Annotated in this window: 22 protein-coding genes; 14 read left to right on the top strand and 8 right to left on the bottom strand. The window is 58.8% G+C overall.

The window, feature by feature from the left end; translation table 11 throughout:
• Nucleotides 1–41: 41 nt before the first annotated feature.
• Nucleotides 42–2,180, bottom strand: coding sequence for a molybdopterin oxidoreductase family protein (locus tag AC1DYF_RS09970; RefSeq protein ID WP_477876557.1), 2,139 nt, complete (start codon nucleotides 2,178–2,180; stop codon nucleotides 42–44).
• 72 nt (nucleotides 2,181–2,252) lie between these two features.
• Between AC1DYF_RS09970 and AC1DYF_RS09965 the strand changes: the two genes are divergently transcribed.
• Nucleotides 2,253–3,101, top strand: a complete 849-nt coding sequence (locus AC1DYF_RS09965) for a 23S rRNA (adenine(2030)-N(6))-methyltransferase RlmJ (RefSeq protein WP_477876556.1) — start codon at nucleotides 2,253–2,255, stop codon at nucleotides 3,099–3,101.
• A gap of 94 nt (nucleotides 3,102–3,195) precedes the next feature.
• Here the strand turns inward: AC1DYF_RS09965 and AC1DYF_RS09960 are convergent, their stop codons facing one another.
• A complete protein-coding gene (locus AC1DYF_RS09960; protein ID WP_477876555.1) occupies nucleotides 3,196–4,188 on the bottom strand; it encodes a hypothetical protein in 993 nt (330 codons plus the stop codon).
• A gap of 11 nt (nucleotides 4,189–4,199) precedes the next feature.
• Nucleotides 4,200–4,502, bottom strand: coding sequence for a TadE/TadG family type IV pilus assembly protein (locus AC1DYF_RS09955; RefSeq protein WP_477876554.1), 303 nt, complete (start codon nucleotides 4,500–4,502; stop codon nucleotides 4,200–4,202).
• Between the two features lie 223 nt (nucleotides 4,503–4,725).
• Between AC1DYF_RS09955 and AC1DYF_RS09950 the strand changes: the two genes are divergently transcribed.
• The 4 genes from AC1DYF_RS09950 to AC1DYF_RS09935 all read left to right on the top strand — a co-directional run bounded on the left by AC1DYF_RS09950 (nucleotide 4,726) and on the right by AC1DYF_RS09935 (nucleotide 7,337).
• Nucleotides 4,726–5,532, top strand: a complete 807-nt coding sequence (locus AC1DYF_RS09950; protein ID WP_477876553.1) for a metallophosphoesterase — start codon at nucleotides 4,726–4,728, stop codon at nucleotides 5,530–5,532.
• A gap of 82 nt (nucleotides 5,533–5,614) precedes the next feature.
• Entirely contained in the window at nucleotides 5,615–6,058 is a 444-nt protein-coding gene (locus tag AC1DYF_RS09945) for a hypothetical protein (RefSeq protein ID WP_477876552.1), read from the top strand.
• An 11-nt stretch (nucleotides 6,059–6,069) separates the two neighbouring features.
• Complete coding sequence (locus tag AC1DYF_RS09940) at nucleotides 6,070–6,717, top strand: ribonuclease T2 family protein (RefSeq protein WP_477876551.1); 648 nt, start codon at nucleotides 6,070–6,072, stop codon at nucleotides 6,715–6,717.
• Nucleotides 6,718–6,731: 14 nt separating this feature from the next.
• The gene (locus AC1DYF_RS09935) at nucleotides 6,732–7,337 is read left to right on the top strand and encodes a glutathione S-transferase family protein (protein ID WP_477876550.1); all 606 of its coding nucleotides are present in this window, start codon (nucleotides 6,732–6,734) and stop codon (nucleotides 7,335–7,337) included.
• Between the two features lie 88 nt (nucleotides 7,338–7,425).
• Here the strand turns inward: AC1DYF_RS09935 and AC1DYF_RS09930 are convergent, their stop codons facing one another.
• Both AC1DYF_RS09930 and AC1DYF_RS09925 read right to left on the bottom strand, forming a co-directional pair.
• Nucleotides 7,426–7,755 (bottom strand): hypothetical protein, encoded by a 330-nt coding sequence (locus tag AC1DYF_RS09930; RefSeq protein ID WP_477876549.1) that lies wholly within the window; start codon nucleotides 7,753–7,755, stop codon nucleotides 7,426–7,428.
• A 150-nt stretch (nucleotides 7,756–7,905) separates the two neighbouring features.
• Complete coding sequence (locus tag AC1DYF_RS09925) at nucleotides 7,906–8,544, bottom strand: outer membrane protein (RefSeq protein WP_477876548.1); 639 nt, start codon at nucleotides 8,542–8,544, stop codon at nucleotides 7,906–7,908.
• A 357-nt stretch (nucleotides 8,545–8,901) separates the two neighbouring features.
• On the opposite strand from AC1DYF_RS09925, the gene AC1DYF_RS09920 reads away from it, so the two are divergent.
• The gene (locus AC1DYF_RS09920; RefSeq protein WP_477876547.1) at nucleotides 8,902–9,669 is read left to right on the top strand and encodes an SDR family oxidoreductase; all 768 of its coding nucleotides are present in this window, start codon (nucleotides 8,902–8,904) and stop codon (nucleotides 9,667–9,669) included.
• On the top strand, nucleotides 9,666–11,714 hold the full coding sequence (uvrC, locus tag AC1DYF_RS09915) for an excinuclease ABC subunit UvrC (RefSeq protein ID WP_477876546.1): 2,049 nt from the start codon (nucleotides 9,666–9,668) through the stop codon (nucleotides 11,712–11,714). The genes AC1DYF_RS09920 and uvrC overlap by 4 nt, the downstream gene beginning before the upstream one ends.
• A gap of 18 nt (nucleotides 11,715–11,732) precedes the next feature.
• Here uvrC and AC1DYF_RS09910 read toward each other — a convergent pair whose 3' ends face one another.
• Nucleotides 11,733–12,767, bottom strand: coding sequence for an AraC family transcriptional regulator (locus tag AC1DYF_RS09910; RefSeq protein WP_477876545.1), 1,035 nt, complete (start codon nucleotides 12,765–12,767; stop codon nucleotides 11,733–11,735).
• 601 nt (nucleotides 12,768–13,368) lie between these two features.
• On the opposite strand from AC1DYF_RS09910, the gene AC1DYF_RS09905 reads away from it, so the two are divergent.
• From AC1DYF_RS09905 to AC1DYF_RS09885, 5 genes are all read left to right on the top strand, one after another.
• Complete coding sequence (locus AC1DYF_RS09905; RefSeq protein ID WP_477876544.1) at nucleotides 13,369–14,580, top strand: calcium-binding protein; 1,212 nt, start codon at nucleotides 13,369–13,371, stop codon at nucleotides 14,578–14,580.
• 167 nt (nucleotides 14,581–14,747) lie between these two features.
• Nucleotides 14,748–15,968 carry a calcium-binding protein gene (locus AC1DYF_RS09900; protein ID WP_477876543.1) on the top strand — a complete coding sequence of 407 codons (1,221 nt, stop codon included), beginning with the start codon at nucleotides 14,748–14,750 and terminating at the stop codon, nucleotides 15,966–15,968.
• Between the two features lie 64 nt (nucleotides 15,969–16,032).
• Entirely contained in the window at nucleotides 16,033–17,253 is a 1,221-nt protein-coding gene (locus tag AC1DYF_RS09895) for a calcium-binding protein (RefSeq protein ID WP_477876542.1), read from the top strand.
• 105 nt (nucleotides 17,254–17,358) lie between these two features.
• Complete coding sequence (locus AC1DYF_RS09890; RefSeq protein ID WP_477876541.1) at nucleotides 17,359–18,576, top strand: calcium-binding protein; 1,218 nt, start codon at nucleotides 17,359–17,361, stop codon at nucleotides 18,574–18,576.
• A 74-nt stretch (nucleotides 18,577–18,650) separates the two neighbouring features.
• Complete coding sequence (locus tag AC1DYF_RS09885; RefSeq protein ID WP_477876540.1) at nucleotides 18,651–19,835, top strand: calcium-binding protein; 1,185 nt, start codon at nucleotides 18,651–18,653, stop codon at nucleotides 19,833–19,835.
• A gap of 765 nt (nucleotides 19,836–20,600) precedes the next feature.
• Here AC1DYF_RS09885 and AC1DYF_RS09880 read toward each other — a convergent pair.
• Entirely contained in the window at nucleotides 20,601–21,971 is a 1,371-nt protein-coding gene (locus tag AC1DYF_RS09880) for a PleD family two-component system response regulator (protein WP_477876539.1), read from the bottom strand.
• A 15-nt stretch (nucleotides 21,972–21,986) separates the two neighbouring features.
• A complete protein-coding gene (locus AC1DYF_RS09875) occupies nucleotides 21,987–22,358 on the bottom strand; it encodes a response regulator (protein ID WP_477876538.1) in 372 nt (123 codons plus the stop codon).
• An 81-nt stretch (nucleotides 22,359–22,439) separates the two neighbouring features.
• Here AC1DYF_RS09875 and AC1DYF_RS09870 point away from each other — a divergent pair, with 81 nt between their 5' ends.
• Entirely contained in the window at nucleotides 22,440–22,799 is a 360-nt protein-coding gene (locus AC1DYF_RS09870) for a DUF3572 domain-containing protein (protein ID WP_477876537.1), read from the top strand.
• Nucleotides 22,796–23,434 (top strand): hypothetical protein, encoded by a 639-nt coding sequence (locus AC1DYF_RS09865; RefSeq protein ID WP_477876536.1) that lies wholly within the window; start codon nucleotides 22,796–22,798, stop codon nucleotides 23,432–23,434. Before AC1DYF_RS09870 ends, AC1DYF_RS09865 begins: the two co-directional genes overlap by 4 nt.
• Nucleotides 23,435–23,437 lie beyond the last annotated feature (3 nt).

Below are 23,437 nucleotides of genomic sequence, written 5' to 3'. Positions count from 1 at the left end.
TCGGGGAGGATTGGCAATGCGGCAGGTAACGAAAACACCGGTCAGGCGACCGATGCGGTTTTGTTGGAGGTCCGGAGCCAGACGCGATTGTCGTGCACGCCGACGCCGCCATGTGGCGCGATATTGTCGGCACCGGTCAGAACATTGATGCCCTCGCCGTCGAGATGCGCCTTGTTCGGCCACAGGCCTTCGGCGATCAGCACGCCGGGCCTGGTCAAATCGCTCACTCTGGCGTGGATGCGCAGCGCGCCGCGCAGATTGCCGAGGGTGACGATGTCGCCATTGGCGACCCCTTCCCGCTCGGCATCGTCAGGCGAAATCATCACCTCCGGCCGGCCCTCCTTCTCGCGCGAGGTCTTGGTCTCGGAGAAGGTGGAATTGAGATAGTTGCGCGCCGGTGGGGTCGCGAGGCGGTAGGGATGATCGGCATCCGGCAGTTCGATCACCGGGCAGAAATCCGGGAAGGCCGGCAATTGGCTGACCGGCCCCAGCAGGCCGACATTATCAGGTGGACGGATCGAGCCGCGCTGGCCGATCCAGTCGGGCTTGAAACGGAACTTACCGTCGGGATGGCCGAAGCCTCTGACATAGTGGGCTGTGTCGAAATCCGGCTGGCGATCGTGCCACTTCTCGGCTTCGAGCTCTTCGTAATCCGGCATGCCATCGCCCGAGAGGATTTCGTCGATATGCTCGCGCTCGCTCAACCCAAAGCCCGGCATGTGCGACACGCCGAGGCGCTTGGCGAGTTCCTCGATGACGAAGAGGTTGGTGCGCACGGTGGATGGCGGCTCGACCAGTTTCGGGCCGAGCACGATGTGGCTCTGGCCTCCGGCCTTGTAGATGTCGTCATGCTCGACGAACATGGTGGCGGGCAGGACGATGTCGGCCAGTTCGGCGGTCTCGGTCACGAACTGCTCGTGCACGGCGACAAAAAGGTCGTCGCGCAGGAAGCCGCGCTTGACCAGCCGCTGCTCGGGCATGACGTTGACCGGATTGGTGTTCTGGATCAGCATCGCGGTCACCGGCGGGCCATGACGCAATGCCTTGGCGTCGCCGGTCAGGATGCGACCGAGCTCGGACTGGTCGAGCTGGCGGACATTCCGGTCGGCAAAACCCTGGCCCGTCAAAAGGTCGTTCTTCATGCCAAAGATCGCGGCATTGGTATGGAAGCCACCGCCGCCTTCATATTGCCAGGAACCGAGCACGGTCGGCAGGCTTAGCGCCGCATGCATGGAGACCGTGCCATTGCGGCTGCGGGAAAAACCGTAGCCGAGGCGGAAATAGGTCTTCTTCGTCGTGCCCACCAGTTTTCCGAACGCCTCGATCTCCTCGACTGACAGGCCGGTGATCGCGGCCGCCCATTCCGGCGTCTTCGTTGCAAGATGCGCTTCGAGACCAACTGGATCGTCGGCATATTTCGCCATATAGCCGCGGTCGGCATAGCCGTCGCGGAAGGCGATATGCATGGCGGCGCAGGCGAGTGCCGCGTCCGATCCCGGCCTGAGGATCAACTTGATATCGGCCTGCTTCATCGTCGGATTGTCGTAGATGTCGACGACGACGATCTTTGCACCGCGATCCTTGCGGGCGCGGGTGGCATGCGTCATCACGTTGATCTGGGTCGTCACGGCATTGGTGCCCCAGATCACGACGCAATCCGCCTTGGCCATTTCGCGCGGATCGGGGCCGCGCAGTGCGCCGGTTCCCATATAATAACCGGACCAGGCCGGGTTGGTGCAGATGGAATCGAAGAAGCCGGAATATTTCTTGGCGTGGCGGAGGCGCTCGATGGAATCGCGCTGCACCCAGCCCATCGTGCCGGCGTAGAAATAGGGCCAGACGGTTTCGGCGCCATAACGGGCTTCGGCCTTGAGGAAAGCATCGGCGATCTCGTCGAGCGCATCGGTCCAGTCGATGCGCTGCCAGTTCCCCTCCCCCTTGGCGCCCTTGCGACGCATGGGATGCATCAGCCGATCCGGATGATAGAGCCGCTCGGCATAGCGGGCGACCTTGGCGCAGATGACGCCGGCCGTGTAGCTGTTGTCGGCGGCACCGCGGACGCGGCCGATGCGGCCGTCAGCCTGGATCTCGACCTCGAGCGCGCAGGTGGAGGGACAGTCATGCGGGCAGGCCGAATGACCGATCGTGATTTTTTCCGGTATGCGGGTCGCAATGTTCATGGCAATTGTATAATCGAAGCCGGCGCGCGGGAAAAGTTGCCGCAGTGCACATCAGGAAAATTCATCCGACCCATGAACTACCGCCATATCTATCATGCCGGCAATTTCGCCGATGTCTTCAAGCATGCGGTGCTTGCGCGGCTGATCGCCTATCTCAAGCAGAAGGACAAGCCGTTCCGGGTGATCGATACCCATGCCGGCATTGGTGTCTATGATCTTTCCTCCGAAGAGGCGCAGAAGACCGGCGAGTGGCGCGATGGCATCGGCCGGGTGATGGGGGCGTCACTACCCTCGTCCGTTGCGCCGCTGATCGAACCCTATCTGCAGACCGTGCGGGCACTCAACCCCGACGGCGGCGTGAGGCTCTATCCAGGCTCGCCGAAAATCTCGCGCCTGATGCTGCGCAAGGAAGATCGGCTATCGCTGATGGAACTCCACCCGGCCGACTATGAAGCGCTGGCGGCAAACTTCATCGGCGATTTCCAGACGCGCGCGACGCATCTCGACGGCTGGCTGGCGCTCAACGCGCATCTGCCGCCAAAGGAGAAGCGCGGGCTGATCCTCGTCGACCCACCCTTCGAGCTGGAGGGCGAATATCGGCGGCTTGCCGATGGGCTCGGCAAGGCCTGGCGAAAATTTCCAGGCGGCGTTTATTGCCTCTGGTATCCGCTGAAGCAGGGCGCGCCGATCAAGGCTTTTCACGCGGCGCTGGAAGCGCTGGGCATCCAGAAAATACTCTGCGCCGAACTGTCCGTCCGCAACGATCGCGATACAACCGGCCTATCGGGCTCGGGCCTGATCATCGTCAACCCGCCCTATACACTCAAGGACGAACTCGACACACTCTTGCCGTGGCTCACGAACGTGATAGCGCAGGACCGCTTCGCCGGCAGTCGGACTGTCTGGATCCGCGGCGAGTGATCAACGGTTACGTCAGCCTGGACATGACGGGTTACCCCGTCAGCCTGGACATGACGGGTTACCCCCGTCAGCCGGAGACTAACGGGGTAACAAGTTAGCCCGTTAGTCTGGGAACATTGACGATCTTGAGGAACAGCGCATTCATCGCCTCGGTAATGCCATCCGATGGGCTGACTTCGAAGAACAGACCATCGCTGGCACAGGCCTTCATGGCAGGATTGATCTCAGTGCTGAACGGCTTGATCCAGCTATTATACCATGAATTGGCCGTGACTGGCTGGTAGGTCGTATAGAGTACGGCTATGCGCACGCCATTGGCCTTGATCTTCGTGCAGATCGACGAATCAAGTGGCTGCTGGCACCGCGTGCTGCTGGTGACCGTCTTCAGGCAGCCGGTCGGACGGTTGGCGTCCTCAACCCCATCGCTGACCAGGAAAAGCACCTTCTGCGGACTGGTGGCATCCAGACCTGTTCCGCTGGTACCGATGGTGGTCTTGAGGCTGGTCAGGTTGGACAGCAGGTCGGTTTGCTGGTCCTTGTTGTAGTTGTTTCCCTTGATCGTCATCAGATCTATGGTTGCCGTCTTGCTGGCCACCGTCGTCAGGTCGTAGGAAAGCGGCGCAACATTGGTCAGTTGCTCGGTGGCGGCGTCAGTGCCCATGGAATAGACTGACATCCGATATTGGTCGGAATATTTGCGGTTCGACGCCGCGGTCGTCATCATGGCCTGCGCAGCCTTGGCAACCACTTGAATGCGCGTGGTGATGTTGAGCGACTTGGCCAGAGTATAGTAATCGCTCACACCGCTCGTGTCGTGACAGGCGAAGGCGCAATTCGCGTCATTCTTGTTGTTCTTCGTCGCGTTCTGCAGGGCGGTGATGTCGGCCGTGGTCGCGCCCAGGCCCATTGACGGCGAGTTATCCAGCATGAGGTAGAAATCGGTGTAGGTTGCCGGCACATAGCTTCCCTGTGAACTCCCTGAAACCGTGACGAAATTCTTGCCGATAATGCCGAGAAAGCTGGTGGGCACTTTTGCCGTAAAGGTTACCGTCGAGGTGAACTGCGTCGCGGTGCGTTGTATGTTCATGTGATAGTCGGTCACGTAGGAGGCGAGCTTGGGGTCGAGATTCGCCTTGAAATTGCGCCAGCGTCAGTGTTGGCCACATCGACTGTGCCAATGGTTCCGTTCTTCAATGCTGCGATGACGCCGACCGACTGCTCTGCAAGGGCGGATACCGCCGCCGAATCCGCCGACTGCTGCAACTGCCTCTGAGCCGTTAGCGCATAGCTGAGGTCGACTGCGCAGCCGAGCGCCGACACGATCGGAATCGTCAGCAGGCCGAACATGAGGGCGAAATTGCCCGAACGATCTTTCAGGAGACGGCGAAATGTCGGGCTCATGGACGCATCCTTCATGGCGCGAAATCAGGAATATGTCTCATTACTAATTCTCTTGATTTACGAATTGGTTAAACAGCATAGCGGAGCTGACGAACCGCGGTTCTGCGGACCAAAAAAGTACAATTCCGGAGCCAGGACGGAATGGGGACTTGAAACCTGTCACAAAAAGGAGGGAAAAGCCGCTTTATCAAGCAATGCCTCGTTCCAAAGTGATACACCAGCCATGAAACTCGTCCACATCTCCGACATTCACATCAATCCGGAACCCATTCTGGGCTTTGATCCCATCGGCAATTTCGAGGCCTGCCTCGGCCATGTCGCCGAATTCCACGCCGATGCCGACCGTATCGTCATCACCGGTGACCTGACCCACTACGGCAAAGCCGACAGTTATAAGCAGCTAAAAACCATTCTGGACGCCTCGCCTCTCAAGGACCGGCTCTCGCCTCGCCTGCTGATCGGCAACCATGACAACCGCGAGACCTTCGCCTCGCTGTTCAGCGATGCCGAGCGCGATGAGAACGGCTATGTGCAATGGACTGAGGACACGGATGCCGGTCTCTTCGTCTATCTCGACACTGCCGAGCCCGGCACCCATGCCGGCCATTATGACGCAAAACGGCAAGTGTGGTTGAGCCGCGTGCTGGAACAGGCCGAAACTTCGGGAAAACCGGTGTGGCTGTTCATGCACCACAATCCGCTGCCGGTGCATGTCGCCAATGCCGATGCGATCGGCATCGTGCACGAAGCAGATTTCCACGCCATTTTGCGCCGCCATCGGGAGACGATCCGGCATATTTTCTTCGGTCATTGCCATTTCACGCTGAGCGGGCAGGTCTGCGGCATTCCGTTCTCGGCGCCGCGCTCCACCAACCACGTCTGCTGGCCGGATTTTTCCGGCATCGTCGAGCGCATGGGCTATGGCGCCTTCGCGCCGAACTACAATGTCTGCTTCCTCGGCGAGGCTGGCACCGTAATCCATTCGGTCGACTTCCTCGACGCCCATAAGGTGCTCTGGGCCGCGGATTGACAGCGGTGGGGACTGTGGCCGGAATGCTCTTGACCTGATAGGACGAAGCGACCAATGCTGGCGTCTCCTACGGAGAAATACCATGTCTGCCCTTCGTTTCCTGCTCGCGCTCGGCTTTGTCGTCGCAACCCTTTCGATAAACACAGGGAGCGCCTTCGCCTGGCCGGTTCTGGATTCCAGCCCGCAATGCGATGCGAGATGGGTCGCCCGCCAGCTGAAGTTCGATTTCGCATTGAAATTCCGCCACTACAATGAAGCCGGACTGAAGCTGCAGGAGATCGTCAATCCGACGATGACCTATGAGCGTCAGCGCGACGAATATCACGATGTCGGTCGGCAGTTTTGCCACGCGACCGCGGCACTGAGCGATGGCAGCCGCCGCGACATGTGGTATCTGATCGCCAGGCCTTGGGGTTTCGCCGGCGTGCCAGGCACGGACAACGTGGAATTCTGCGTCGCAGGGCTCGACCCCTGGCATGTCTACGGCAAGGATTGCTCGACGATCCGCGACACCCTTGGCTGGTGAGGAACGACAGGATGCGACGCCTGCTCCGCGTGATGCTTGCCGGATGGACGCTGATCGCGGGCCTTGCTTTGTCGCGACCTGCCGTCGCTGCCGAATTCGATTTCTACGTTCTGTCGCTGTCCTGGTCACCGACCTGGTGTGCCGGGCATGACGCCGGCGGGCGGACGCCGCAATGCAACGGCAAGCATCGGTATAGTCTCGTCGTGCATGGTCTATGGCCGCAGAACGAGCATGGCTATCCCGAGAACTGCCAGAGTTCCGAGCCGGATCGAGTGCCCAGCAATCTGATCCGCAGCCTGTACGACATCGTCCCATCGGCCGGGCTTGCCGGACATGAATGGCGCACGCACGGCACCTGCTCCGGCCTCAGCCAGGAACGCTTTTTCGGTCAGTTGCGCGCAGCCTTTTCAAAGGTCCAGATACCGCCGGTCATTTTCAGCGGCAGCATGAACCGCAAGCTCAGGACCGACGACATCGAGAACCTGATGATCAACGTCAACCCCGGTCTGCGGCGGGACGGCATCGCGGTCACCTGCGAAGACGGCCAACTGGCGGAGATCCGCATCTGCATGACGAAATCGCTCGACTTCCGCTCGTGCGGCGAAGTCGCCCGGCAGAGCTGCCGGCAGAATATAGTCACGCTTCCGCCCATCCCCTGAAGGAATGAGCCATCATGAAACTTTTCTATTCATCGACATCGCCTTATTCCGCCAAGGTGCTGATGGCGGCACGACATCTCGGCATCGAAATCGAGGCCGTGCCGACCAAGACGGACGGTGCGCCCGAAGACCTCATCGCCAGCAATCCGCTCGGCAAAATCCCGGTTCTGCTGCGCGGCGACGATCGGCCGATCTATGACAGCGTCGCGATCATGCAGTTCCTCAACCGCTCGGCGGAGCATAAGCTCTATCCGCGCAATGACGAACGACGCACAGAGGCCGAAACCCTCGAAGCACTCTGCGACGGAATCACCGATTGCCTGCTGGCGATTGTCTATGAAAAGCGCTTCCGTCCGCCGGAGAAGGTCTACCAGCCCTGGATCGACAGGCAGTGGGAAAAGGCGGCGCGCGGACTCGATCACCTCAATGCCAATCCTCCGGGCGGACTGAAGCGGATGAACGGCGGGCATTTCGCCATGGCGGCCATGCTCGGCTATCTCGAACTGCGCTTTGCCGGTGAATGGGAAAAGGGCCGCGACAAGCTGAAGGGCTGGCAAGAGCGCTTCGAGAAGGCTTTTCCGGACTATCCAAAACTGAAGCCGCAGGCTCCGGCTACCTGAGTCATACATGTAGGCCGGATACAGATCCGGCCTTATTCAACTACGCAACCAAAGCCCGCTTTGACAGCGGGCGGCTGCAGACCATTCGTTACATCTTGGTCGAGTCCTGGATGGTCGGCGACTTCTGTATCGGCTGGCCTTTCGGCTGGTTGTCATTGACAGCGGGCGTGGTCGCAGGCGCCCTGTCGACAGATGAGGTGGTCGTCTTGTCGACCGGCGGCGCGATCTTGGAGCCATAATATTCGGCGCCCCACCAGGCGATCATCGCCAGAATGAGGCCGCAAACCAGAACGTAAAGCACAGGTTTGCCCCAACTGCCCTGCCGCGCTTCGGTCGCGGTGAGGGTGACCGGCGCGTCTTGCTCTTCTTCGCGGCGCGCACGAAAATAGCCGTCGGGATTGTCGAGATATTTTGCCATGATGCAATCCTTTCTCCCTCTTGACGGGACGAAGGATAAACTTCGGCATGATATGAAAGTTCCGGTATTTCACCGGCTGAGGCGCGGTGAAGAAAAACCCCGCCTTTTGGAAGACGGGGCCTGGAGGTTGGAGGTCAGTCAGGGAGATGATCAGAAGCGGACGCCGAGGCCGAGGTTCAGCTCATGGGTCTTCAGACCACGGCGATCGGAGCCGCTGTCGAGGTCGAAATTCTGGCGCTTATAGTCGGTGTAGCGATATTCGGCGCGGGCCGTGATCGAATCGGTGATCTTGGTTTCCGCACCGGCGCCTGCAGTCAGGCCGAACAGCGTGTTGCTTTCAGACGAGGTCGCGTCTTGCGACTTGACGTCACTGATAGCCAGACCGGCGGTGCCGTAGAGCAGCACGGGGTCGAGGTCATAGCCGACGCGGCCGCGGAGCGAGCCGTTGAGCTGCTGCTGGGTCTTGACGCCATTGGTCGTGTGATCGATGCCGGAATAGTTCAGGTCGGCTTCCGGGCCGTACACAATCTTGCCGTTCTGGATGTTGTAGCCGGTGTAGACGCCGGTGCCGAGGCCGTTGGCGTCATAGTGACCGCCTTCCTTAGTCTTGCCCCACTGATAGCCAAGCTTGGCACCGACATAGCCGCCGTCCCAGCCGGTCGGACCGCTGACCGTGTCCTGCGCCTCAGGGGCGGCCGGCACTTCGTCGATCGCATCGGCCGCATGGGCCAGGGAAGCGGCGCCGATCAGCATAGCGGAAGCCATAAGGGTCATCATCAGGTTGCGCATTTTAGTCTCCTTTTAGACCGGGCTGCGCCACGCAAAACAATGCAACAGCGCCGGGTTTAGCCAACAATCCACGTTCGGATTGAAAGAATTGATGACTACTAAATGAGGAAGCGAAGTTACCAAAGCGTGAAAAAATAAAGGCATTGTTGTGTCATTTCGATAACATCGCCTAAAACATAAATATTAACGCCAATATTTCTATATTATATTTCATTAACTAAGATTATTTACTTATTTATTCCTATCGTATCTCGAAATATATTATGGTTAAAAATTTGACTATCCCGCCTTTTTGACAAGGCTTCGCATCGCTATATCTTTTGGTCCGACAATTTAAACGATTCCCGGGGCAGCGGATTGACCACCGAAAAACTGAAGACCGCTCTGGTCACAGGCGGAGCTACGAGAATAGGCGCGGCAATGGTGCGCGATCTTGCCCACCATGACTTTGCGGTGGCGATCCACAGCCACACTTCCACTGCAGAAGCCGAGGCCCTGGCTGCGGAAATCCGCGCCGACGGCGGCAAGGCGATGGTGGTCAGCGGCGATCTCACCAAGATGGAGGATTGTGCGCGGATTGTCGCAGCGGCTATCGACGGGATTGGGCCGCTTGGATTGCTGGTCAACAATGCCTCCGTGTTTCAGCGAGATTCGGTTGCCGAGTTCTCATCTGAGACCTTCGATCTGCATTTTGCGCTGCATGTGAAAGCGCCATCGGTGCTGATCGGCCATTTTGCCCGGCAGTTGCCCGAGGAACGGCATGGTCTCGTCGTCAACATCATCGACCAGCGGGTCTGGAAACTCCGGCCGGATTTCTATTCCTATACCTTGTCGAAGGCGACGCTCTGGACGGCGACCAAAACTCTGGCGCAGGCGCTGGCGCCGCGCATTCGCGTCAATGCCATCGGCCCCGGCCCAACCCTCCGGAACAGCCGCCAGACGGATGAGGATTTTGCAGAGCAGGTCGAAGGGCTTATATTGAAGGCCGGGCCGATGCTGCCGGAATTTGGTCAGACCATCCGGTTTCTCTTTGACACGCCGTCGATCACCGGACAGATGATCGCGCTGGATGGCGGCCAGCATCTTGCATGGCGGACGCCGGACGTTTTGGAGAATAGAGAATGACCCCGCGCACGCCCGATGACGGCGGCATTTTATACGACGAGAACGTGACCGAAGACGATGACGACGATATCGTCGAAGCCGACGTCGATATTCCCACGGCCAAAGGTCCCGATATCGCCTGGCGGGAGACGCCATTGCCCGAAACCGGCCTGACCGGCATCGAGCTGATCGGCGAATTCGTCAAGCAATTGCCCAACAGCCCCGGCGTCTACCGCATGCTGAATGCGGATGGCGACGTGCTCTATGTCGGCAAGGCGCGGTCGCTGAAGAAGCGCGTCGGCAACTATGCCGCGGGACGGGTGCATTCCAACCGTATCGGCCGGATGGTGCGCGAGACGGCGAATATGGAATTCGTCATCACCCGCACCGAGACCGAAGCGCTGCTGCTCGAAGCGAATCTGATCAAGCGCTTGCGGCCGAAATTCAACGTGCTGCTGCGCGACGACAAATCGTTTCCTTATATCCTGATCTCCGGCAGCCATCGGGCGCCGGCGATCATGAAGCATCGCGGCGCGCGCGTGCGAAAAGGCGACTATTTCGGCCCGTTTGCCTCGGCCACCGCCGTCGGCCGAACCATCAATTCGCTGCAGCGGGCCTTCCTGCTCCGGACCTGCACCGACTCGGTGTTCGAGAGCCGCACCCGGCCTTGCCTGCTCTACCAGATCAAGCGCTGTGCCGGCCCCTGCACACACGAGGTCTCCGACGAGGCGTACAACACCCTGGTCGCCGAGGCGCGCGACTTCCTCTCCGGCAAGAGCCAGAACGTCAAGTCTGGCATCGCCGAGGCGATGAACCAGGCGTCGGAGGAACTCGATTTCGAGCGTGCCGCTGTCTATCGCGACCGGCTGGCAGCACTTTCTCATGTGCAGAGCCACCAGGGCATCAACCTCGCCACGATCGAGGAAGCGGACGTCTTTGCCATCCACCACGAGGGCGGGCTCTCCTGCATTCAGGTGTTCTTCTACCGCACCGGCCAGAACTGGGGTAACCGCGCCTATTTCCCCAAAGCCGATCCGTCGCTGACCGGCGACGAGGTGCTGAATGCCTTCCTGGCGCAGTTCTATGACGACAAGCCCTGCCCACGGCAGATCCTGCTCTCCGAGCAAATCGAGGAAATGCAACTGCTGTCGGACGCGCTGACCGAACGCGCCGGCTTCCGGGTGCATATCGCCGCACCGCAGCGCGGCGACAAACGCGAGGTCGTCGACCATGCGCTCGCCAATGCGCGCGAGGCGCATGGCCGCAAGCTCGCCGAGACCTCATCGCAATCGCGGCTGTTGTCCGGCCTCGCCGAGACCTTCGCCCTGCCCTACCCGCCGCGCCGCATCGAGATCTACGATAACTCGCATATCATGGGTACCAATGCCGTCGGCGGCATGGTCGTGGCCGGCCCGGATGGTTTCCTCAAAAGCCAATACCGCAAGTTCAACATCAAGTCGGAAGAGCTGACGCCTGGCGACGACTTCGGCATGATGCGCGAAGTGATGACACGCCGCTTCTCGCGGCTGATCAAGGAGAACGGCAAGCCGGATCGCAGCCTGCCGCCGGTCGAAGACGACACCATTCCAGCCTGGCCCGACGTGATCCTGATCGACGGCGGTCAGGGACAGATGACCGCGGTGCGCGCCATCCTCGCCGAACTCGACATCACTGACAGCGTCACAGCCATCGGCGTCGCCAAGGGCGTCGACCGCGACGCCGGCCGTGAGCGCTTTTTCCCCGAGGGCAAGCCGTCCTTCACGCTGCCGCCACGTGACCCCGTGCTTTATTTCATCCAGCGGCTGCGCGACGAGGCGCACCGCTTCGCCATCGGCTCGCATCGCGCCCGGCGCAAGAAGGAAATGGTCAAGAACCCGCTCGATGAAGTGTCCGGCATCGGCCCAACCCGCAAGCGGGCACTGCTGCAGCATTTCGGCACGGCCAAGGCCGTGTCGCGCGCCGGCATTCCCGATCTGCTCTCCGTGCCCGGCATTTCGGAAACCGTGGCGCGGCAGATCTACGCCCATTTCCATGCCAACATGCCCGAGAAGAATCTCAGGAAGTAGAAAACGCCTCACGATAGCTCAGTCACGCAGGTCCGCCGCCCGTGTTTCTCTGGGCGTTTCACCAAAGCGCTTTCCATAGGCCACAGCAAATCGTGACGGATTGGAAAATCCAAAGCGCCTGGCGATGTTCGAGACGGATTGACTGTCGGAATCGGCAAGCAAAGCCTTTCTGGCGTGTTGAAGGCGAATGTCGTGTAGTGCCGCCAGCGGCGTCGTATCGCGGAAGCGGCGAAAGGCGTTCAGCAATGTGCGTGTGCCGCATCCTGCGGCGACTGCGACATCAGCCATCGTCACAGGCAGGTCGGCCGAGGCATGCATGAAAGCAATCGCGCGCCGAAGATGCGCCGGAACGGGTGACGCCACGGAGCGCTTCATCCGTTCGGTATAATTGTGCGGCAGCGCATTCAGCATCAGATGAACCAGGCTGTCGGTAAATGCCTCGAGCGCTGTGGGTATGCTTGCAAGCCCGTGCGGATCGTTCAATTCAGACACGAAATATTCGATCGATCGCCGTACAGCAGCAGCAGCAGCGGCGCCGCTCCAGTCGATCTGGCTCTCGAATTCCAGTTTGTCGAGCAGAGCTTCATCCATGCCGGCGACCAAGGCCCGTTCAAATCGCGAAGCCTCCACCCACATCAATATCCGGGCGGTATTTTCGACGGTCTCGAAATGTCGTTGCTGGCGACCTTCATAGATCAGTCCACGCTGTCGATCGCCGACGACGGGCGCCAATCCGCCCAACGACATTTCGAGCGCGCCACTTGTGGTCAGGACGAAGCAGTATTTTGCCAGTCCCTCGCCGTCAACGCGAATATCGGTCGCATAGTGATCCCTGTTGTAGCCTAGCGCCAAACTGCCGGCCGGACGCATACCGAGCAAACTGAGCGGTCCGGATGCATCCCTGCGGGCGCCCCGATCTTTCAGACGGTAGGAGACATGGTTGTTGATCGCCTCGTATCTTTGTTGTGCGCCAAGACCGGCGCTACGTCCCTCCGGATATCGGATCTCCATCGACGTGAAGTTGTCGAATAGCGATTGTCCTATTTCGATCATCGGCACTGTCCCCATCAAACATGCGTAGCCTGCATTCCCAGTGACCCGTGTCCGGCATGTGCAGGTTCTCACTCGCGCGGGAGTGCTTGCCGAAACTCAGGCACCACTGGCGACTTGACGGTTCTCGTTGAAGTTTCGAATTTCACATTTGAGTGATTGATCGGTTAGAAGGGGTATTCGCCCGAGGTTTGCGATTTCCGAGGGGCGCCTCGGATCTGATCGGAACCCCATCGTCCTAACGGCACACAGACCCCACGATTTGTAGTCTGACACAAAAACTGACTGCGGCAGAAGGACAGATAGCGCATGTTGCGTACAGAAAGCGCAACAGAGTGAAACCACGTCTGGAAACCGGCTTGCCGTGTTGATTTCTGACCGATATGCAACCGGCAGCAGCGATCCACAGCAAGGGCGATGGCCCACGGACGTTGGAAAAGAAGGCGACGCTCGACATGCACCGAGGTGCAGGCACCTGGGCCAAATCCGTCGACCGCCGGCAATGAACTGAACATCCTCGGCTCATCCCATGGGCGGCGAGCACCTCGTCGCGCAGGGCGACCTGTGGCCGTTGCGATGCTTGCACGAATTCTGGAGTAGTGAAATGGGTTTCACGCGCAATATCGGCAACCGCAGTTCGACCTACGAAATCGCCGACTCGGATTCGACGATCAACCTTGCCAAGGGCGATACCATCAATGTCAGTAATAGCAGCGGCATTCTCCAAAGCCCTGACTTCCACTCCGATGCGATCGATGTCGAGGGCGAGATCCATGTGATCGGCGGCAGCGGCCTGCTGATCCGAGGCATGGACAATACCATTACCGCAGGTTTCGACAGCATTATCACCGGCAATATCGGACTTTGGCTCGACAACGACGGCTCCGGCAGTGTCGCCGATGGTAACGTAGTCGTCAACAAGGGCCAGATCGTCGCGACGGCGGATGGTATCCGCAACGAAAGCCTTGGCACGTCGATCCTGAACATCAGCACGTTGGACGCCGAGAACGCGGTTGTCGGATTGACCTATGGTCTGACCCTGATCAATGCCGAATTTGCCAAGATAGACGGCGACACCAGCATCGATCTCTCCGGGGTGACTGACGGCAGCCAGATGTCCAGGATCACCAATAACGGTGCGATCAGCGGCACTATCGTTGGCGGCGATGAGCGGGAGATCATCACCAACCACGGCACTATCAGCGGCAATGTGCTCCTAGCCGATGGCCAAGACGTGTTCGACAATCGCGGTGGCACGGTCGACGGTCTGATCGAAGGTGGCACCGGCAACGACATCTATTTCGTCGACAACGCTGATGCCAACCTAATCGAGGACGCGACAGGTGGCACGAATGATGCAGTCCATTCAACCGTCAGCTTCACGCTCGGCGCCAATTTCGAGAGCCTCTTCCTGCTCGGCTCGGCTAGGACCAGTGGTATCGGCAATGCGGAAGGCAATAGTATCTTCGGCAACAGGGGCAATAACATCCTGAAAGGCCGCGGCGGCGACGATGCTCTATCCGGCGGCAAGGGCAATGATGTCCTTTTTGGCGGCGCTGGAGCAGATGATTTCGAGTTCGACAAAGGGACCGGCCACGACACGATTCGGGATTTTACCGCAAACGGAAAAGGGCACGACATCATCAACCTCTCGAATTTCCTCGAGATCGGCGATTTGTCAAACCTCAAGAAGCATTACCTCGAAGAGCATCACGGCGACGTGCTCATCACCCTTGGCCATGGCGACGTGATCACTCTGGAGGACACGGCGACAGCTGATCTGCAGGCCGCGGATTTTCGATTCGCGAATGACTAGCCTGCAAAATCCGGCAGCTTAACGCGCTTGACATGTCTGCGTCTTGACGCGGACCTCGACGCAGGCTGTTGGCCGACAATTATCATTCTCCCGACATCGCTGCCTGTCCCACATCACCGGCCGGTGGGGCGACAGGTCAACATGTCAGCGTTTGAAAGGAACGCCTCATGGCGCGCACGACTATAACAGGATTGCAGAACGGCTCGATCGGCATCACGACCTCGGGAAATACTTATGAGATCAGCGAGAATGCGACCGTCATCGCCACAGGCGATTTCCCCGAGGGAGGAGGGCCCGGCGCCATTTTTGAAGATCCGAATGTGACGCCAGTTGTCAGCGACAATAGCTACCACATCGACGGTCGCGTCATCGGCTACGGATCGGGCGTTGTGTCTTATGGAATTCGCGACAGGATCAGTGTCGGCGTCCATGGCAAAGTTTCGGGAGCCGATGCCATCAATGCGCACGGCGACGGCTCGCTCATAACCAACCACGGTCAGATAATCTCTACAAAGGCGACCGCGGTTTATGACGTCGGTTCACATTCCCGGTTGGAAAATTTCGGCACGATCATCGGTGAGATGGCATTTGATGACGAGTCTTCAGGCGGAACGACTATAGTCAATGGCGCCAAGGGACGCATTTATGGGCTCGATGAAGGCATGTACATGGGCTCCGGGGCGAGCAGGCTCGTCAATCATGGCCTCGTCCACAGTGCCGTCGACTGCGCCGTGGACGGCGGTGCGGGCGATGACACCATCGTCAATGACGGCGTCGTGGACGGCGACATTGAGCTCGGTGACGGCAAGGACGTTCTGGATACGCGAGGCGGCACGATTCACGGCTCCATTGTCGGCCAGGGCGGTGACGATCTGTTGGTCACCGACAATGCCAAATACAAGCTCACGGAAGAGGTTGGTGGCGGCGCCGACACGGTGGAAGCCACGGTCAGCTACAAACTGTCGGACAATGTCGAGACGCTGATCCTGATCGGCAAGGGCAATATCAACGGCACAGGAACCGCGAGTGCCGACACGCTTATCGGCAACGATAGCGACAACAGGCTGGTGGGTGGAAACGGCGCCGACACTTTGGCGGGCGGAAAGGGCAATGACGAACTGAGCGGCGACCACCAAGGTACATCCGATGCAGCCGATACGTTCGTGTTTTCCACCGGTGACGGGCACGACCAGGTTATGGACTATACGGAATTCTCCGACATCCTCGACATCACCAACTGGAAGGGCATCGACAACCTGGCCGATGTCCTCAGTCACGCACATAACAGTGATGAAGGGCTGCTCATCAAACTCGGTCACGACAGCCTGCTGCTTTTCGGCTTCACCAAGGCCGATTTGGCTGACGACGGTTTCGCATTCAAGTTCTGAGGCGAGTACGCAGCCGGCGTAGTCTCCGCGCTGTCAATGATCATCCGCGAATTGGAAATCAGACATGTCCAAAAGAAACATTGTTGATACCGAATACGGTCCTATCCTCATCAAAACCGCAGGCAATACCATTCACGTCGGAGAAAGCGGAGCCGTCATAGAGGGAAAAGTTGTCGATGTCCCCGAACAAGCGGCATTGACCGAAGACTCCCGTCACGCCGCCGATATTCACGACAATACCTATGTCATCGACGGACGACTCGTCGACAGTGCCGCGGGATTGTTTGCCATCGGCGCGCGCGACGACGTGACAATCGGCGATACCGGCAGTGTTTATGGTGGCTACTGGGGAGTTTGGCTGGCTGGCGACGCCAGCAGGTTGAGCAATAGCGGCGAGATTTCGGGCAGCACTGGCAGCTATGGCGTCTATATAGGGCCAGGCACAGGCTCGCGCCTCAGCAATGATGGCATGATCACGGGTACCGTCGCGATCGGCTTTGAAAGCGAGCGGGGGACTATCGTCAACGGCCGTGACGGTGTCATAGCCGGCGACAGATCTGCTATCGAGATTCCGAGTTCCGAGACTGAAGTCGTCCGCGTGATCAATCACGGGCTGCTGATCGGCAGCAGTGGCCAGGCCATCGTGTTCTCGGGTTCGAAGGCACATCTCGTCAACGATGGCACGATCGAAGGTAGCGTCGCATTCGGCAGCGGGGTCAACACGTTTGACAACCGTGGCGGCGTCGTCAACGGCGCCATTATCGGCGGAACTGGCAACGACACGCTGATCACCGACAATGTCAACGATCACCTGAGCGAGGCTGCCAACCAGGGTACAGACACCGTCAAGTCGACCGTGTCCTACACGCTCGACGCCAATATCGAGCGGCTTATCCTGATCGGCAAGGCAGATATCTCCGGTCAGGGGACCGACGGGCTAAATGTGCTGCAGGGCAACGATGGCCGGAATTCGCTGAGCGGGCTTGGTGGAGCGGATATCCTGTCGGGCGGCAAAGGCAATGACAGCTTGTTTGGCGGTGATGGAGACGACACCTTCGTCTTCGGGACCGGCTATGGCAAAGATACGGTTGAGGATTTCCTGCCTGGCGCGGGCGACTTCATCCATCTTGGTGGCTGGACCGCCATCAGGAACTTTTCACAGCTTTTCAACCACGCCTCCGACCACGGCACCGATGTCTGGATCACCGCCGGCCACGACACGCTCGTGATCGAGAATATGCACAAGGCGGATCTGGGGCCATCAAGTAACGAATTCCTGTTTTGAAGCCGTCACTCCCATGGAGGCAGTCGCCACGGCCGCCACTGGTGGCGCGCTGACACCGGTCTCAAGCCATGGCACGAGACTATCAACGTTTGAGGAGGATGCCTCATGGCAACCAAGAACATCAACGGATTTCATGACGGATCCATCCATGTCGTCACGTCCGGAAATACTTACGATATTGGCGAGGATGCGACCGTAGTCGGGTTCGGCTATACTGACCCCGACACGGCTGTCGGTGCCATCTACGAAAGGCAAGACACGCCGCCCCTGGAAAACAACACATTCAATCTCGACGGGCGCATCATCGGATATTACAAAGGTATCGAGACCTTTGGAAGCAACGATCAGATCAATATCGGCGTTCAAGGAGAGGTTTCCGGGTATTTCGGCCTTACCGTCCATGGTGATGGAACGGCGGTCACCAATCGGGGGAATGTCGTTTCGGTCGATGGTTATGGCATCATCTGCGACAGCAGCAACGATGCAGTCATTCACAACTATGGTTTGGTCGACGCGTCCCGGGGTATTTCCGGCTTTGGTGCACCTGGCACGACTGTTATCAACGAGGTGGGTGGGCGGATATATAGTTCTGCGTCTGGTGTCGATTTGGAATCGGCAGCGGGCACGTCAGAAACGTTCATCAATCACGGTATCGTTCGCACGCCAGTGGGTGAGGACGCATATTTCGGCTCCGACGGGAGTGACACGGTTGTCAATGACGGTGTCCTGAGGGGCACAGTGATGCTCGGCTTCGGCGACGACCGGATCGATACCCGCGGCGGCACGATCATCGGCTCCATTGTCGGTGGCAATGGCGACGACACCCTCATCACCGACAACGCTCATTATACGCTCATGGAAGACCCCAATGGCGGCCTGGACACGGTGAAATCCACCGTCAGCTACACGCTTCCCGAGAATGTCGAGATTCTCTTTCTGCTCGGCAAGGGTGATATCGATGCGACCGGCAATGACGGTGGCGATATCCTCCGCGGCAATGCCGGCAACAACCGGCTGACGGATACAGGCGGCGGCGACGCACTGTCCGGCGGCAAGGGCAATGACGTCATGACCGGAGGCGCCGGCACCGATACCTTCCTCTTTGCAACCGGCGGAGGGCATGACACGATCACCGACTTCACGCAGACGGAAGATTCGATCGCTCTCGGTGCGTGGCTTGCCATGGACAGCTTCACCGAGGTGATGAATCACGCGCACGACCAGGACGGCGGCGTGCTTATCAAGGCCGGTCACGACAGCCTGCTGATCCAGGGCCTTTCCAAGGCCGAGCTGACGAGCAGCGACTTCCTGTTCACAATCTGAAAGCAACACGCGTTCAGTGCGTCGCTCTCGCTGAAGCCACACTTTCCGCCCCGATAGAATTCAGAGGAACTGCCATGTTCACGACAGAGATCAATGGTTTTGAAGACGCCCCCATCGCATTTGACAGTGCCAACAACAGCATCCACATCAACAAGCATGCGACGGCCGTATCGGGTATCTCAGAATCGACAAAAGGCCCGGCGGACGTCCACGACAACACTTATCTTGTCGATGGTTGGTTGCAGAACGAAGGATCCGCTATAAACATCGTCGGCGCCCGCGACATTGTGAGCGTCGGCGAAACGGGCCACGTCTCGAGCAGATACGGGGCGATATTCCTGAGCGGCGACGCCAATCGCATAACCAACAGCGGCGAGATCGTGGGCGGGCTTGGCTCAGCCGGAATTCTCGTCTCAGCCGGCACCGGCACGCATATCCAAAACGACGGCCTGATCACTGGTGACGGCGGCGGCGTGGATTTCGAAGGCGACAAGGGCCTGGTGGTCAACGGAAAGGATGGCGTCATTACCGGCAATGATTACGCTTTGAGGACGAATGTCGGTGCCGGCACCACATTCATAAACCATGGGCTCCTCATCGGCAGCAGCGGCACGGCATTCCAATCCGGAACGGCAACTTCAACCCTGATCAACGACGGCACGATCAGGGGCGATGTCAGCTTCGGCGATGGCGGTGGCACGTTCGACAATCGCGGCGGCATCCTCAAAGGCGCAATCATCGGCGGCGCCGGTAACGATACGCTCATCACCGACAATGCGAAATATCATCTGACGGAACAGGCGGACCAGAGCATCGACACGGTCAAGTCGACGGTCTCCTATACCCTCAACGACAATGTCGAAGCGCTGACCCTGATTGGCAAGGCGGATATCTTTGGAAATGGAAATGCCGGGGACAACTACATCAGCGGGAACGCCGGCGACAACGTCCTCAATGGCGCTCAAGGGGCCGATCACCTGTCGGGCGGCAAGGGAAATGACCAACTGTTTGGTGGCGACGGCAGGGATTATTTCACTTTCAGTACGGGTTGGGGTCACGACGTCATCGAAGACTATGATGCCAATGACGACGCAGTAGTGGTCAGCGGATGGCGGGCCATTGGGAGTATGGATGACATTATAGCGCATGCCCATGGCGATCATGGCAACACGGTGATCGAGGCTGGTTCAGACAGCCTGACCTTGAAAGGAATCCATCTCGCCGACCTCGACACCGTGCTGTTCCTATTCCCCAACTAGACGGTATCACGCCGAGGGCATCGGACGCCGTCGGATAAATATCCGGCAGCCGTGGACTAGTTGAAGGACTCGGGTCGATGTGGCGTTGTTTGCAGCTGCAGCTTTAACGCCGGTGCCGCCATGAAACAAGCACCATATGAAAACGCCATCGTTGCGAAACAACGATGGCGTTTTAGATTGGGGGTCGGTCAGCGGGTAACAGCAGAACGAGGACTCCGCAGGATTTACTTGCTGACCGACCGGCCCCACGATACAGGAGATGCGGCGGACCTGAACATCATGGGGTAGAGGAACCGTTTAGGCTTTCTCTGCCTCTGGAACATAGGATGATCACGAATCGCGAGAAAATCAATGGGTTGTTGGCGCCCCTGTCCTGACCCCCGCTTTTCAACCGAGCGAAATCGCGGGTTCGCAGGCTGAAAAGGCACTGTAATGCTTGCATTTTTCGCAATGCAGCCCTGTCAAAATAGAATTGACAGAATTTCGACACAAAGCTTTCCCTTTTGTTTCAAGAACATAGCAAGGTAAACGAAGAACATCTTCTATCCGCTTGTTTTCATAGCGCGAATCAAGCACCCTGAAGATACCGCTATATAGGCGATAGGGACAGCATAGGCTGCATTTTTTAGTAGAATTAGATTGCGCTAATTTGATTTTTCACAACTTTTGCAGATCTATTGGACAGCGAGATAAACGTTCCACGGGCTGCTGAACAAAGCTGTGGATAACTTTAGCATGGTCAGTTTTGTAAAGAAAAACAACCTGTCAGGCGGCAGCGGCGACGACTCTGTTGCGTCCGCTATGCTTGGCGTCATAGAGCGCCCGATCGGCCTGCTTCAGCAATTGTTCCGGAGATTCGGCGCCCCACACTGTCGACGATATTCCGAGCGATGCGGTGATCTGGATCGCGACGCCGGCCTGACGCAATTTGAAAGGGTTCATTTCGACGATCGTACGTAGCCGTTCGGCAACGGCAGCGGCCATTTCCGGCGGTGTGTCCGGCATGACCACGACGAATTCCTCGCCGCCGTAACGGCAGGCAAGGTCGGCGCCGCGCACGGTCGAACGGATGCGGTTGGCGAATTCCCTCAGCACTTCGTCGCCGGCATCATGGCCATAGGTGTCGTTGACCGATTTGAAACGGTCGATATCGGTGATGCAGATCGACAGAGGCCGGCCGCGTGCCACCGAGCGATCGAAAAGCATTTTCAAATGCTTGTCGAGATAGCGCCGGTTGTTGAGACCCGTCAGGCCGTCGGTCACCGCAAGCTCGATCGTCTGCTGCACGCTCTCGCGGAGCTGATCGTTGAAGCGCTTGCGGCGAATCTGGGTCAGGCAGCGGACGATCAGTTCATTGGGCTCGACCGGCCGCAGGATATAGTCGTTGACGCCGAGTTCCAGCGCCCGGACCACCATCGGCTCGCCGCCCTGGTCGACCACCAGCAGAATGGGAATGAAACGCGACCGATCGAGCGAGCGCAGCTGCGAGCAGAGCCTGAGCGGATCATAGCCGTCGAAATTCGAATTGACGATGATCAGGTCATAAGCCCCCTCGGCAGCCTCGAAGACGGCGGCCTGCGGGTCGCTCTGGGCGGTAACCTCGGCGATCGGTTTCAGCGTGCGGGCAAGCCGCTCCTGGGAATTGGCGCGGCCATCGACGAGAAGGACGCTCGGCGGCACATCGGCGTCGCCGCTGCCTGCCATCGCGTCATCCAAGCCGATGGTCCTGGCGGTTTCGGCGCGCAGGCGCAGTTCGTCGCTGAGCATCTTGAGGCGCACCAGGCTCTTCACCCGCGCCATGAGCTGCATATCGTTGACCGGCTTGGTGAGGAAATCGTCGGCGCCGGCCTTGAGCCCGCGGACGCGGTCGGCTGGCTGGTCGAGCGCGGTCACCATGACCACCGGAATATGCGACGTCCTGGGATTGGCCTTCAGCCGTTCGCAGACTTCAAACCCATCGATGCCCGGCATCATGACGTCGAGCAGGATGACATCGACCGGGACCTTGCTGCAGATGTCGAGGCATTGATGGCCGTTCCCAGCCGTCAGCACTTCGAAATATTCGGCCAGCAGCCGTGCTTCCAGGAGTTTGACGTTCGCCGGAATGTCATCGACGACGAGGATACGTGCGGTCATCTCAGCATCCCTCCGTCAGGCGTCGCCAAGATAGGTCTTGATGGTCTGGATGAATTTCGGCACCGAGATCGGCTTGGAAACATAGGCCTCGCAGCCGCCCTGGCGGATACGCTCCTCATCGCCTTTCATCGCAAACGCGGTCACCGCGATCACCGGGATGACATGCAGTTCGTCATCCTCCTTCAGCCATTTGGTGACCTCGAGGCCAGAGACTTCCGGCAGCTGGATATCCATGAGGATCAGATCGGGGCGATATTTACGCGCAAGATCAAGGGCTTCCATCCCGTTGCGGGTCTGGATCGTCGTGTAGCCGGAAGCTTCTATCAGATCGCGGAAGAGCTTCATATTGAGCTCGTTGTCCTCGACAATCATCACCTGCTTGGGCATGTCGCTTCGCTCAGACCCCTGATTTTGCGTGCCGGTCGGATAACCTCTATATAGAGGTGGACACGCGAATTCTCATCATTCATGTCAGGTACGCTATGCCGATTAAGTTTAAAAAGACGTAATGCGACCATGAAAATCCCAGGCAACGCCAAAATCGAACGCCCGACCGATGAGACCGCCGAGGAGCTGGCGGTCAGCATCCTCGGCTGGCTGTCGAACGAGCCCTCGCTGATGGGTCGCTTCCTGTCGATCTCCGGCATCGAGCCCGTCGCGATCCGCAGGATGATCGGCGATCCCGGTTTTTACGGTGGTTTGACCGGTTTCCTGATGAGCCACGAGCCGACTCTTCTGCAATTCTGTCAGGAGAACGATGTCAAGGTGGAATGGGTTCAGGCCTGTCATCAACATTTCACCGGGCCAACCGAAGGCGTCTGGCTGTGAACGACATTCTTGAAACGCTGGCGCTTTCGAAGAAGCCGCTGATCATCTGCGATGTCGACGAGGTCGTGCTGGAATTCATCGTGCCGTTCCAGAACTACCTCGCCTCGGTCAATCATCGCCTGCATGCCGATTCATTCCACCTGGACGGCAATGTGCGCCGCATCGCCGACGACATACCAGCAACGAAAGAAGAGATCGGCGCTTTCCTGGAGGCTTTCTTTTCCGCGCAGGACAAATGGCAGATGCCGGCAAGGGGCGCGAGCGCTGCTTTGGCCGGCTTGGAGGACGATGCCGATATCGTCTTTCTCACCTCTATGCCGCCACGGCACCAGATGGTGCGGCGGACTGTGCTCGACCTGCATGGCTTCCCCTACCCGATTGTCGCCACTGAAGAAGCCAAGGGGCCGATCGCTGCCAGCCTGATCGGCAGTCGACTCGTACCATCGGTGTTCCTCGACGATATCGCCCGCAACCTGCACTCCGTGCGCGAACACGCCCCATCCTGCCTGCTGATCAACCTGATGGCCAATGAGGCCTTCAAGGCATTGGCGCCCGATCCCGGCGTGGGCGTACACAAGGCGCGCGACTGGACGCATGCGGGTGAATTGATCCGGGCACATTTCAGGACAAGCTGAGAG

It is taken from the genome of Rhizobium sp. P2_G9, assembly GCF_056403475.1.
This window is presented reverse-complemented; position numbering and strand designations above follow the sequence as displayed.